The 12,941-nt window shown below is 30.9% G+C and carries 11 protein-coding genes; 7 read left to right on the forward strand and 4 right to left on the reverse strand.

Features of this window, described 5'->3' with window-relative positions; all coding sequences use genetic code 11:
• Complete coding sequence (locus ACY3JM_RS03925; RefSeq protein ID WP_463111748.1) at positions 1-3,687, reverse strand: DUF3857 domain-containing protein; 3,687 nt, start codon at positions 3,685-3,687, stop codon at positions 1-3.
• 84 nt (positions 3,688-3,771) lie between these two features.
• Between ACY3JM_RS03925 and ACY3JM_RS03930 the strand changes: the two genes are divergently transcribed.
• The 7 genes from ACY3JM_RS03930 (at position 3,772) to ACY3JM_RS03960 (ending at position 10,713) form a co-directional block, all read left to right on the forward strand.
• Positions 3,772-4,785, forward strand: a complete 1,014-nt coding sequence (locus ACY3JM_RS03930; RefSeq protein WP_463082484.1) for a LacI family DNA-binding transcriptional regulator — start codon at positions 3,772-3,774, stop codon at positions 4,783-4,785.
• 72 nt (positions 4,786-4,857) lie between these two features.
• Complete coding sequence (locus ACY3JM_RS03935; protein ID WP_463111749.1) at positions 4,858-5,496, forward strand: cobalamin B12-binding domain-containing protein; 639 nt, start codon at positions 4,858-4,860, stop codon at positions 5,494-5,496.
• The gene (locus tag ACY3JM_RS03940) at positions 5,497-7,203 is read left to right on the forward strand and encodes an ASKHA domain-containing protein (protein WP_463111750.1); all 1,707 of its coding nucleotides are present in this window, start codon (positions 5,497-5,499) and stop codon (positions 7,201-7,203) included.
• Positions 7,176-8,138: a uroporphyrinogen decarboxylase family protein gene (locus ACY3JM_RS03945; protein WP_463111751.1), complete on the forward strand. Its 963-nt coding sequence runs from the start codon at positions 7,176-7,178 to the stop codon at positions 8,136-8,138. Before ACY3JM_RS03940 ends, ACY3JM_RS03945 begins: the two co-directional genes overlap by 28 nt.
• A gap of 167 nt (positions 8,139-8,305) precedes the next feature.
• Positions 8,306-9,526 (forward strand): homocysteine biosynthesis protein, encoded by a 1,221-nt coding sequence (locus ACY3JM_RS03950; protein WP_463111752.1) that lies wholly within the window; start codon positions 8,306-8,308, stop codon positions 9,524-9,526.
• On the forward strand, positions 9,523-9,930 hold the full coding sequence (locus tag ACY3JM_RS03955; protein WP_463082479.1) for an NIL domain-containing protein: 408 nt from the start codon (positions 9,523-9,525) through the stop codon (positions 9,928-9,930). The genes ACY3JM_RS03950 and ACY3JM_RS03955 overlap by 4 nt, the downstream gene beginning before the upstream one ends.
• A 54-nt stretch (positions 9,931-9,984) precedes the next feature.
• On the forward strand, positions 9,985-10,713 hold the full coding sequence (locus tag ACY3JM_RS03960) for a UPF0280 family protein (RefSeq protein ID WP_463082478.1): 729 nt from the start codon (positions 9,985-9,987) through the stop codon (positions 10,711-10,713).
• A 3-nt stretch (positions 10,714-10,716) separates the two neighbouring features.
• Here the strand turns inward: ACY3JM_RS03960 and ACY3JM_RS03965 are convergent, their stop codons facing one another.
• From ACY3JM_RS03965 to ACY3JM_RS03975, 3 genes are all read right to left on the reverse strand, one after another.
• Positions 10,717-11,247 carry an SHOCT-like domain-containing protein gene (locus tag ACY3JM_RS03965; protein WP_463111753.1) on the reverse strand — a complete coding sequence of 177 codons (531 nt, stop codon included), beginning with the start codon at positions 11,245-11,247 and terminating at the stop codon, positions 10,717-10,719.
• The gene (locus ACY3JM_RS03970) at positions 11,240-11,611 is read right to left on the reverse strand and encodes a DUF2089 family protein (RefSeq protein WP_463111754.1); all 372 of its coding nucleotides are present in this window, start codon (positions 11,609-11,611) and stop codon (positions 11,240-11,242) included. The genes ACY3JM_RS03965 and ACY3JM_RS03970 overlap by 8 nt, the downstream gene beginning before the upstream one ends.
• Before the next feature lie 94 nt (positions 11,612-11,705).
• Entirely contained in the window at positions 11,706-12,941 is a 1,236-nt protein-coding gene (locus ACY3JM_RS03975; protein ID WP_463082475.1) for an ABC transporter permease, read from the reverse strand.

Raw genomic sequence — 12,941 nt, forward strand, 5'->3', positions numbered from 1 at the left:
TTATCTTAATATTAGTATTTCGTTATCTCTGTCTATAATTTCCTCGATTGTTTTCTTGTATTCTTTATAATTCTCAGTGGGGATAAATATCTCTTTTAGTTTGAAGTTTCTTTCAATTAGAATATTCTTTCCTTCCCAGTAACATTTTCTCGTGTAGGTTATCCAAGGATTCTCTATATTTACATTTTCCAATATATTTTCAGGGATTTTATTAATAGAGGACAAATTAATGGTTATTAATTCTTTTTCCTCGTATGGAAGGTAGTATTGGATGGGGTATATTCTTTCTTCTTTAAATATTTCTTCAGCCTTCTCTATTTTTGTAATGAATGGGGAATATATATATGTATATTTATTATTTTTTAGAAGCTGGCTATTATAATATTGGACATTTATCCTTAGAGGGGCTTCTAAATTATATAGATTTTCAATATTCCAAGAAGTAAGATAAGAGCCGGGATAAGTATTGTTTATTAAGTAGGATATAAGATTTTCCTTTTCCTCATAAGATAGACTATCTAATAACCAACGAAAATAAGTTGCAAAATAGCCTTTAAAAGATAATGTAGTTTTCATTAAAGCCTTGCCATTTTCAAAAATAATTTCTGTCTTAAAATCTTTTGCGTTTTCTTCAGGTTTGCTCATGGGAATTTTTGTAAATACTGGTTTTTCGTCTTTTATAATCATAACATCTGCTCCTTGATCCATGTATGGTACTTCTCCAAAAGGTGTATTTTCAGCTGTTCCATCAAGGAAAATAAAATTATTATTTAGAGGTACAGCTACTATAGCATGATCAAACTGAAAAGCAGGTATTTCTTTCTTAAAAGATATGGAATATCTGGTGTTTACGAGAGTATAATACGCTTCTATTCCTGCTTCTTGAAGCATAGTAATGAGCAGTATTGCCTTATCTTTACAATCACCATATTTTTCTCTAAATATGTTGGGAGCACTATGAGGCATAATTCCTCCAATACCAAATTCTAATCCAACATATCTTATTTCTGACGTTACATAATAGTATATAGCTTTTATTTTGTCTTCTTCTTTTTTCAAACCTAATATTAATTCTTTAACCTTTTCTTTAATTGCCTTATCAGCTCTAATTTGAGGGTAAGCTAAGGAATAATAAAGATCTGCTAATTGTTCCCAATCTTTGAATGTGGTTATCCATACTTGAGGTATTAGATCTATTACTTTAGGCATAAGTGGTTCTTCTATTATAGCAGGAAGTTTTTCCATTTCCCATTTGTATGTTTTCCATTTCTTATCTTCTTCTATGTTAGGTTCTTTGTTACCATTATAAAAGGTATATTTTATCTCTAAATCCTTTGGAATCTTTAATATGAATCTACTGTATAATGAAGGTATCTCGTTTTGAAAGAAAAAGATATCTTGAAAGTTTTTACCATATATCCCACCAGTGTATTCTTCTACCATGTATAGACACTCTAAGATAGCTCCTTTTTCAATTCCTGGATATGAGAGAACAATTTTTCTTTCATCAGTATAAAGAGGGTAATCACTAAGTATTGGAAAATCCTGTATTGTTGAGACTTCAATTTCATCACCGTTTGGTTTTATTGTTCTTGCCCTTAATATTCTTACTCTCTCAAAGCTTGAATCGTAGTCTATTTGAATTTCGCCATATTTGTCTTTTGCTGAGTTTTTAAGAATTTTAATTAATTTATGATAAATCATCCTTGAAGTTCCATCATTAAAAAAAGTTCTTTCTTTTTGATCTAATAAGATTACAGCTGGATATTCTAAATATTCTTCTGGAATTTTTGATTCTAAATAAGAAGAAACATCAGGGAGATTATATTCTTCTCTTTTCAGATGGTTTATATAGATTCTTAAATTTGTAAAATATGGATTTAATTGAAGGGTTCTTTCGAAAAGTTCTATGGCTTTTTCGTCATTATCTTCTAAATAAAGTTTTCCTTTGTATAGATAGGTTTCAGGATATTGATAGGAGATTTTTTCAACTCTTTCTAATATGGAAAATGCTTTCTCTTTGTCTCCCCTAATCATGTATAATCTTATCTTTTCTAAGTACGCCCAAATGCTTGTTGGATCTTTTTCTAAGGCTATATTTAATAAATTTTCTAAGATATCAATTCGATTTAGTTCATCGGCTAAGTTATATAATGTTAAAAACATCTCCCAATTTTCAGTGTCTATAGATAATGCTTTTTGATAATAATCTATAGCCTTATCTTTAATTTCCTTTATCTCATAATATTTTCCAATTAAAAATAATGTTTCTATAGAGTTTGGATATTTAGATGATAATGTATTAACGTTTGAATTTACTTCTTTTTCCCACGATAGTGATATGAAGATTCTTGAGAGTAGAGATCTTAAAAGGAATGAATTATCGTGTATATTTTCTTTAATTATCTTTATGGCATCCTCATATCTTCCATAATTTAAGTTGTAGAGAGATAAGTAATATGCAGAGAGTTTTATGTCTCTGTTACCCTTATAGGCAATGTCCATATATTTTTTAGCAGTTTCTAAGTTTCCAAGTTCATATTCAAGCTTGCCTTTTAAAAACTTTATTAATGAGGATTTAGGTTTTATTTTTTCTGCTCTTTCTAAAAATTCTTCTCCAGCATCACTATATCCATAATAGGTGCCTAAAAGAAATCCGTAAAAAGAATAAAATATCTCAGATAATGATGATTCTCTGATAAAGTCTTTTTGTGGGATTATTTTTACCCAGGACAAATTCCTTTTTATATAATTCTGAATATTCTCAGATATCTTTATTCCAGATATAGGTTCATTCTTTTCATTGGTGATCCCTAAATAAAATCCAAAAGGACCCATAGTATTAGAAATTTTAATTAATAATTTATGCCAACCTAAAGGTAAGTAAATTTTTATAATCTCTTGGTCAAACAAGTTTCGTCTTTCTGTTTCTATGCTATAGATAAAAGAGTCATCTATAAATAATTTATAGGAATTTGGCGAACCTATTTTAATTAATACTTCTTGGCTTTTGGGCATAAAAATATAACAAAGAGCATAAGCAGTACTCCATTTATTAGGATAGAACAAATTATAAAGGTTGATATAACCATTTATACTTTTTTCCATAGGCTTAAACCAATTAATTTCTATGCCATTTTTTCCTTTATACTTTTGATTTAGCAAAATCTCTTTTTCAGGTGGAAATTCTTTATATAATCCAGAATTTCCTACATTTTCAAAAGGGCCGATGAAAAGAAAATCAGTAATAAAGCCTTTACTTCTTGCATAATTATAGATTTCTTTTATCTTTTGTTGAGAAAGCAAAGATTTCCAATATAAATTTTCCATGAAAGGAGAAAGGTTTTTTTTATCTTTTAAGATAATGGGAATTTCTTTAAATATCCCTAAATTCTCCCAAGCACCTTCTCCAAGAAGTCCTATGATGTCATGCCAATAAGAGGAAGAATTTATTTGAAGTGCTTTTTTCCAGTAATTCCAGGATTCTGTAAAGTTATCTTCTAATAAAAAAATTAAAGCTTTTGCTATGTTTGTATTAAAATCATCAGTCTCTAAGTTTTTTACATAGTTAAAATTTTCATCTAAGATGGCGCTCCATAATATTTTAGGATCTGCTTTTTGTTGAGCAGAGACTTGAAATATAAGTATAATAAGGAGAAATAAAAGAAATATATTTTTTCTTTTCATAATGTTTTGAGAATTATTATATCAAAGAATATAAATTTTGTGCTAATATACTAAGAAAAACGTGTTAATAAAAGGGGTGGAAAAATGACAAAGAAAAAGAAAGCGCCTACGAGTTGGGATGTAGCAAGACTTGCTGGAGTTTCTCGTTCAACTGTTTCTTTTGTTCTTAATAATACTCCTGGAATAAAAATAAGTGAAGAAACTAGAAGAAGAGTACTTGAGGCTGTGAAAATACTGGATTATAAACCAAATGCAATTGCAAGAAGTTTAGCAAAGCAAAAAACTGAAGCTATTGCATTTTTTGTATTAGATATAGCTAATCCTGTCTTTCCTAATATGGCAAGGGGAATAGAGGATGTGGCAAGACATAATGGATATACCGTTCTTCTTTGTAATACAGATGGAAAATCATTGAGAGAACTAAGATATATGAATCTTATGTTGGAAAGAAGGGTTGATGGTGTGATCGTTGGAGCACTGTCAAATGAAGAAGTAAGTAGGCTTGCTCGTAAGAAAAATATGCCTTTGGTTATATTGGAGCATCCAAGATTTTCCGAACATGATGTGGTATATGCTGATAATATTCAGGGAAGTTATGAGGCAGTTAAGTATTTAATTGAGTTAGGTCATACAAGAATAGCTCATATTACTATAAATCCAGAAAGTATTATTGTAAGGGAAAGAATTGAAGGTTATAAAAAAGCGTTGGAGGATGCTAAAATTCCTTTTGATGAAAATCTCCTGAAGATATTTTATGATCAGGTTAATGAAGAAATAGCAATTAATGAGTTACTTTCTCTTCCTATTCCGCCTACTGCCGTTTTTGCTTTTAGTGATTTTATGGCTATTCAGATTATGAAGATACTTGTCAAAAGAGGAATTCGTATACCTCAGGATATGTCTATAGTGGGGTTTGATGACACTCTTGCCAATCTTACTATACCCGAACTAACCACTGTTTCTCAGCCATTCTATGAGATGGGAGTTAAAGCAGCGGAAGTTTTAATAGAAAGATTAAAAAATCCAGATCTTCCTATTCAACATATTAAACTTCCTACAAAGTTGGTGATAAGGGAGAGTACTGCTCCAAGAAAATAGAAAATTTGGGTAAAAATTGAGGTAAATATGATATAATTCATAAAAGAAAAACGTTTTCGGGAGGTTTATAATATGGAAATATTAAAAGAAATTGCAAATGCTGTAATTTCAGGTGATAGAAAAAAGGTTCAAGAATTAGTGGAGAAGGCATTAAAAGAAGGGATTACCCCAGAAGATATAATAGACAAAGGACTTCTTTCAGGTATGAGTGTTATAGGAGAAAGATTTAAGAAAAATGAAATCTTTGTTCCCGAGGTTCTTGTTTCTGCAAGAGCAATGCAAAAAGGTATGGAAATTTTAAAACCTCTTATTGCAAAATCCTCAAATGTTATTAAAGGAAAGATTGTAATAGGTACTGTTAAGGGAGATTTGCATGATATTGGGAAAAATTTAGTCGCTATGATGTTAGAGGGAGCTGGTTATCAAATAATTGATCTTGGTATAGATGTGCCACCTGAGAAGTTTGTGCAAGCAATAAAAGAAAATAAACCTGATGTGGTGGGGATGTCAGCTCTTCTTACCACTACAATGCCTCAAATGAAGGTTACTATAGATGTTATTGAAAAGGAAGGATTAAGAGATAAGGTTAAGATTATTGTTGGAGGTGCTCCTGTTACAGAAGAATTTGCGAAGGAGATTGGCGCAGATGGTTATGCAGAGGATGCTTATTCCTCTGTGGAGTTGGTCAATAGATTACTCAAAGTATCATAAATGCCATATATAAGAGTTTTACCTGAAAACAAAATAATTAAGGTAACTCAAGGGGATAGATTATTAGATATATTGATAGAAAATAATATAAAAATTACTTCTTATTGTGGTGGGGCTGGATGGTGTAAAAAGTGTAAGGTAAAAATATTAGATAAGGGTATAAGCCTTGCTTGTCAGACATATGCGGAAGAGGATTTAACGGTTGAATTGTTAAAAGAAGAAAGTACTGACATAAACATACAAAAGGAATTTTTAGAAGATAACAATTTTATCCTTTCTCCCGTCATTACATTACAAGCTTTTTCTCTGCAAATTCCTTCTCTTAGCGATTTGAGATCCGATTTAGAAAGAATTTTATCTGTAAAAGAAAATATATATTTACAAGATATTTCTGTTTTAAGAAGATTACCAACTTTTTTAAGAAGAAATAATTATAAAGGGAATCTTGTACTTTTTAAGGAAGAAATAATTGATATAAGGGAAGAAGAACTAAAAAGTGTATATGGTATTGCTTTGGATATAGGGACAACAACTTTAGTAGGACATATATTGGATCTTACAAATGGAAGCGATATAGATAGCTATTCTACTGAAAATCCTCAGTTAACTTATGGGGCTGATATAATTTCAAGAATTAATTTTATTATTCATAATCCTGAGGGTTTGCAGATTCTAAGAGATAAGTTAATAAAAGCTATTACAGAGATAATTCAAGATTTGTGTATAAAGAATAATATAAGTTTAAATGATATTTATGCTATCTCCATAGCTGGTAATTCCGTTATGACTCACATTTTTCTTGGTGTAACTCCGGAAAATATAGCTTTTTCTCCTTTTGTTCCTGCTTTTAGAAATGGAATGATTTTTAATTCAAAAGATATTTTTGGAAATATATTTAATGCAAAACTTTATGTCTTTCCTTTAATCTCAGGTTATGTGGGGGGAGATGTAGTAGCAGGAATTATAGCTACTAATTTATTGAATGAAAAAGGAAATGTTATGCTTATTGATATAGGAACCAATGGTGAGATAGTGTTAAAGTCAGAGGATACTCTTTTTGCGTGTGCTACGGCTGCAGGACCTGCCTTTGAAGGAAGTAATATTTCACATGGCATGATTGCAAAGAAAGGTGCTATTTCTCATGTATGGTTAGAAGAAACAGTTAAGTTTGAGGTTATTGGAGATATGGAAGAGAAAGGAATATGTGGTTCTGGCCTTTTAGATGCTATATCAGTAATGTTGGATCTAAAGATAATAGATCATACTGGGAAATTTATGAAGGGCGGGGAATTTTATATAGGTAAAGTTAAGATAACTCAGAAAGATGTTAGGGAGTTTCAACTGGTAAAATCTGCCTTAAGAGCTGGTATAGAGGTTTTACTTAATAAAGCAGGTATAATCTATAAAGAAATAGATAAAATTTATATTGCTGGTTCTTTTGGTAGTTATTTGAATAGAAAAAATGCTATTAAAACAGGACTTTTACCTCATATACCTTTGGAAAAAATTATATTGGTTGGGAATTCGGCTATTGGAGGAGCTAAGATTGTACTTCTAAATAGATTTCTTATGGAAGATGTAGAAAAGATAAAAGAAAAAGTCAATTATGTAGAGCTTTCTTCTGATAAAAAATTTCAAGAGTATTTTATAAAGTTTATGTATTTTGAGGAGGAAGATCAATGCTTGATAAGAGAGGAGAAAGACTAATAATTCCTTTACTTGGTGCTCCAGGAATAAAATTGACTAATACTACTTTAAAAGAAAATTTAATAAATCCAGAAATACAGTTTAAAACTTTGGATATGATTCTTTCAGAGTTTCAACCTGATGGTATATTTACTTTTATGGATTTGACTGTAGAAGTAGAAGCTTTAGGTCTAAAGATTAATTTCCCTGAGAATGAAAATCCTTCTGTTTTAGATCATCCGGTTAAGGATAGAGAAGTTCTTCAAGATATAAAAAGAAGATGGAAGGGTATTTCTGGACGTATGATAACATTTATTAGAGTGGCTGAAAAAATGGCTCAGAATTTCAAGGTAATAAAAGGAGGTTATGTTATAGGTCCTTTTACTTTAACAGGTGAACTTATGGGTGTAAATGATTTAGGTATTAATGTAATAGATGATCCTGATTTTGTAAAGGAATTGCTAGAGTTTTCTGTGAATGTTATCAAAGAGTATGCAAAAGCTTTTTTCGATGCAGGAGTTGATGTGGTAGCGGTATTGGAACCAACTGCAGTTATACTTTCTCCAGCTTATTTTAGGGAATTTTCTTTACCCTATTTCAAGTATCTTGTATCTGAACTTAAAAGACCTCTCATATATCATATTTGTGGTAATACATCTCATCTTATAGAAGATATGGGGAAAAGCGATGCTTATGGGTTAAGTCTTGATAGTTTGGTAGATTTAAAATGGGTTGCTGAAAAAATCCCATCTCATATGTATATTATAGGTAATCTGGATCCTGTCAAAGTTTTTTTACAAGGGAAAAAAGAAGATATAGAGAAGAAGACTATTGAGCTTCTAAATAAAATGAGAGATTTTAAAAATTTTATTTTAAGTTCTGGTTGTGATATACCTGTAGGTACACCTTTGGAAAATATAAAGGTTTTTATGGAGACTGCTAAGAAATATAGATAAAATCAATTTATAATCTTGCAAAACTCCGACGTTTTTGGTATTATATATGGAAAATTTTACCCCTTATTTAAGGAGGTGGTGAAATTGTTATGGATCATGCCTTGCCCGAAAAGGGCGGTTAATATAGGAGAAGTTATAATAGATATTGAGAAAAAGGAGGTAAAAGGATGAAGACAATTGAAGAAATTAATGAGAAGATCCGCCAGGGTAAGGCAGTGGTTGTTACTGCTGAGGAAATGATTGGTATCGTGAAAGAAAAGGGTGTAGAGAGAGCAGCTAAAGAAGTAGATGTTGTAACAACTGGGACTTTTGGAATTATGTGTTCTTCTGGTATATATTTTAACATTGGCCATACAAAACCAAGAATTAAGCTCGGGGGAGGAAAAGTATATCTTAACGGTGTTCCTGCTTATGCTGCTTACGCAGCAGTAGACTTATTCTTAGGTGCAAATGCCTTGCCTGATGATGATCCAAGAAATAAGTATTATCCCGGAGATTTCCCATATGGTGGAGGACACGTAATAGAGGATTTAGTTTCAGGTAAAGAAATTAGAATAACTGCTCAAGCATATGGTACAGATTGTTACCCAAGAAGATTTTTGGATGCTTATATTACAATAAATGACCTTAATGAAGCTGTACTTTTTAATATAAGAAATGCGTATCAAAATTATAATGTGGCTGTAAACTCTTCAAACAGAGTGTTGTATACATACTTAGGTATGTTAAAACCTAAGTTTGGTAATGCAAATTATTCCAGTGCAGGGCAATTATCACCTCTTTTAAATGATCCTTATTATAAGACTATAGGAATCGGAACTCGTATATTTTTGGGTGGTGGTATAGGATATGTGATTTGGCATGGAACTCAACATAATCCTTCTGTAGAGAGGACAGAAAGGGGTATACCAAAAGGTGGAGCAGGTACATTAGCAGTTATTGGTGATCTTAAACAGATGAACGCAAAATGGCTTCGTGGGGTAAGCATGAAAGGATATGGGGTCTCACTGGCAGTAGGCATAGGTGTACCAATTCCTATTTTAGATGAAGAGATGGCTTTTTATACCTCTGTTAGTGATGAGGATATACTGGCGCCAGTAGTAGATTATGCTACAGCTTATCCTAATAGAGAATCTGATGTTATCACTTATGTAAGTTATAAGGAACTTAAAAGTGGTTATATAGAGCTTTTTGGAAAGAAGATACCTACAAGCCCGTTATCAAGTTATCCTAAAGCTAAAGAGATAGCTGAAATACTTAAATCATGGATAAAAGAAGGAAAATTCTTTTTAACTTCTCCTTCTGCCCCACTTCCTGGAGTAGAGTCAGGTATAAAATTTAAACAATTTAGTGGAAAAGAGATTTTAGGGGAGGTGGAGCAGAAGTGAGAACAGAGAGGATAGTATTACATTTTCCAAAGGAACTTGCTGATAAGCCTGTAGTGGTAAATTTGGTGAAAAAATTTAATTTGGATTTTAATATACTTAAGGCTACGATCACTCCAGACGAAGAGGGATTAATGGTTTTAGAGCTTTCGGGAGAAGATGATAATTTTATAAAAGGAATTGAATATTTGAAAGATTTAGGTGTTGAGATTCAGCCTCTTTCTCAAGATGTAGTATGGTTAGAGGATAAATGTGTACATTGTGGATATTGTGTAAGTTATTGTCCAACAAAAGCTCTTTATAGAGAAGGTTATTTTGTCAAGTTTGATTCTCAAAAATGTACAGCTTGTGGAATTTGTGTAGAACTATGTCCATATAATGCTATGGAGATGAAACTCTTTGTTTAGATATATTTAAATGGGGAGAGGATATATTTCTCTCCCCATATTTTATGGATTTTTATGACAAAAGAATATATAGAAAGAAAATATAGAAGGTTAGTGAAAACAGAGGATCTTGTTGGTTTTCCTGTAAAAATTCGGGAAAGTGACCTATTTGTTTTAGCTGAGAAAAACCTTGAAGAAGAAACATTAAAAATTTTATCTTTCTATAGACAACAATTAGAAGATTATATATCAAGAGATCCTTTATTTAGGGTATCCTTAACTCCTTACACTGTGGAAGAGGATGCACCTTTAATAGTTAAACAGATGTCATACTGGACAGGAAAGGCAGGAGTTGGGCCAATGGCTTCTGTAGCAGGAGCTATATCCGAGTTTGTTGGAAAAGATCTTTTAAATTATTCTTCTCAAATAATCATTGAAAATGGTGGAGATATTTTCATTTCTACAAAAAAAGAAAGAAAAGTGTTAATCTTTGCAGGAGAATCTCCCTGGAGTAATAAAATAGGGATACTTATTCCTAAAAATTCGGTATTGGGTATTTGTACATCTTCTGGAACAGTGGGACCTTCTCTTAGTTTTGGCAAAGCTGATGCTGTTGTTATAATATCACATTCTGTTATTTTTGCAGATGCTATGGCTACAGCAGTGGGAAATCTTATTCAAAAGCCTGAAGATATAAATATAGGATTAGAATTTGCTAAAAAATTTCCAGAAGTTCATCAAGTAATAATTATTATAGGAGAGCATTTAGGAGTTTGGGGCAAATATGAATTGATAGATGTTTAATATCTAAACTATTTCCACAGTTACTTGTGTGTTTTTTTCTGGTACATTTATATCCACAATTTTCCCTTTTAAATCTGGATTGCTTATTAGTTCTTCCCATTCTTCTGGAGAGAAATCTATTTTTTCTCCGTATTTTTCTGCATATGAATTAGCAAATTTTAGGCCCCATTTTGCTAAGGATAGTGGGATACTTATGTTTACTATATTATTTCCATTTTCTATTACCTTTAATAGAAGTAACCTTTTGCCTCTATTTTGATTCTCTTCTAATTTTTTTAAGAGTTCTTCTGCTTCTTCTGCTGTAATTCTGCCTTCTTGAACTAATTTCAAAATTTTATATCTTTCTTCTCTCATTTTTATCCTCCTTTTATGATCATATCTTTTAGAATTGTAGATAATCTTTATTCCAAAGTATATGAAAATAAGAGGCCAAAATTTCCATAGATCCTTAAGCAAAGGTATTTGAAAATTTTGGGCAATAAGAGAGATACCAATAATTAGAAAAGCTATCCCCAAAAAATATTTATTAAACATCTTTATCCTCCTCTAAAGCCTTTAAAGCCTCTTGAACTGTAATTTCTCCTTTTTCTAATTTATCAATGATCCATCTTATTTTATCTTTTGGCTCTTCCTCAGATAAAAGTCCTAAATTTTTTAAAATATTATCCAATTTACTTCTCACCGTAGGGTAAGAAATTTTAAGAATTCTTTCCATTTCTCTTACATTTCCTCTTGTTTTTAGAAAGAGCTCTAAGAATTCCATTTCTTCTTTGCTTAGACTTGCTAATCTGCTAACCCAAAATTCTCCCTCAATAGTTATCTTACAATCAGGACATTCAAGTTTCCTGATAATCATTTCTTTACCACATATAGGACATTTTGGTAAATTGTGAGACATCCTTTCCTCCTTTAAAAATTTACAAATAAATTTTATAATTTTCAATTATAAAAATCAACATTTTGAATAAAGGATTTTTACTATGGTAAAAAGTTTACTCTGAGCGTAATGCTTGTATTGGATCCAAATTGGCAGCACGCATAGCAGGTAACACTCCAAATATAAGTCCTATAAAAAGAGAGAAAAAGAAACCAAGTAGTACTGTGGTTATATTAAAAGAATATGGTATTTCGAAATTTTTCAATATTTCTCCAGTGATTATGGATAAAATGATTCCTAAAAATCCACCTATTATTCCTAAAAAAGATGATTCAGTAAGAAATTGAATTAAAATATCTTTTCTTCTGGCTCCTATGGCTTTTCTTATACCAATCTCTTTATACCTTTCTGTAACAGAGACCAGCATTATATTCATTATTCCAATACCTCCTACAATAAGTGATATACTTGCTATTCCTGCTAATGTTAAAGTCAATATATTTAATATTTCATTCATAGCAGATAAAAGATCTTCTTGTTTTGCAACAATGAAATTTAATTTTCCTCTGATTTGCTTTAGTATAAATATGAGCTTTTGTTTATAAATATCAATATTTTTTGAATCTTTTACTTGAGCAATAATAATATTAAGATTTTGATCTCCTTTTAAGATAAAGGCGGTAGTAATAGGTATTATGATTCTGGAATCTAAATCACCTAAATTTTGACTGTATCCCCTTTCTTTGAGAACCCCTATAACTCTAAAATTATAACTACCTATTTTAATTATTTTGTTCAGTGATTCTTGAAGTTGAGATGCAATATTTTGGGCAATCTTAGGTCCTATGATACATACTTTCTCCTTTGAAGATATTTCATACTCTGAAAAGAATCTTCCATAGGTAATTCCATCTTTATTGATGATTAATCCATTGCTATCAGTACCATAAATAGTAGCATTAATAGGAAAAATTTTGTATTTCACTTCTAAGTAAGAGGTCACCATAGATGAGAATATAATTTCATCTTTAAATACTCTTCTTAGAGATAGTAAGTCATTATACTTAAAGAGCTGAGGAATAACTCCTCTTTGATTTCTAAAATTCTGATTTCTGATGGAATTAAATGTTCCTTCTGTTTCTACCGATGTAGGAAAGATTAATAGGGTATTTCCACCTAAATTTTCAATTATTTGAAGAGTCTGGTTTTTAGCACCTTCTCCTATAGAAATAAGGAGAACTACAGAAAATACACCAATAATAATCCCTAAGATGGTTAAAAAAGATCTTAACTTATTACTTTTAAGAGTAAAAATAGCTATCTTTAGGTTTTCATAAAATTTTGTGTTCAT

It is taken from the genome of Dictyoglomus sp. SSW (assembly GCF_055181335.1).

What these genes read in the sequence shown, in the direction of transcription:
- ACY3JM_RS03925 (WP_463111748.1), bottom strand. Translation starts at nt 3,687, where the DNA reads ATGAAAAGAAAAAATATATTTCTTTTATTTCTCCTTATTATACTTATA.
- ACY3JM_RS03930 (WP_463082484.1), top strand. Translation starts at nt 3,772, where the DNA reads ATGACAAAGAAAAAGAAAGCGCCTACGAGTTGGGATGTAGCAAGACTT.
- ACY3JM_RS03935 (WP_463111749.1), top strand. Translation starts at nt 4,858, where the DNA reads ATGGAAATATTAAAAGAAATTGCAAATGCTGTAATTTCAGGTGATAGA.
- ACY3JM_RS03940 (WP_463111750.1), top strand. Translation starts at nt 5,497, where the DNA reads ATGCCATATATAAGAGTTTTACCTGAAAACAAAATAATTAAGGTAACT.
- ACY3JM_RS03945 (WP_463111751.1), top strand. Translation starts at nt 7,176, where the DNA reads ATGCTTGATAAGAGAGGAGAAAGACTAATAATTCCTTTACTTGGTGCT.
- ACY3JM_RS03950 (WP_463111752.1), top strand. Translation starts at nt 8,306, where the DNA reads ATGAAGACAATTGAAGAAATTAATGAGAAGATCCGCCAGGGTAAGGCA.
- ACY3JM_RS03960 (WP_463082478.1), top strand. Translation starts at nt 9,985, where the DNA reads ATGACAAAAGAATATATAGAAAGAAAATATAGAAGGTTAGTGAAAACA.
- ACY3JM_RS03965 (WP_463111753.1), bottom strand. Translation starts at nt 11,247, where the DNA reads ATGTTTAATAAATATTTTTTGGGGATAGCTTTTCTAATTATTGGTATC.
- ACY3JM_RS03970 (WP_463111754.1), bottom strand. Translation starts at nt 11,611, where the DNA reads ATGTCTCACAATTTACCAAAATGTCCTATATGTGGTAAAGAAATGATT.
- ACY3JM_RS03975 (WP_463082475.1), bottom strand. Translation starts at nt 12,941, where the DNA reads ATGAACACAAAATTTTATGAAAACCTAAAGATAGCTATTTTTACTCTT.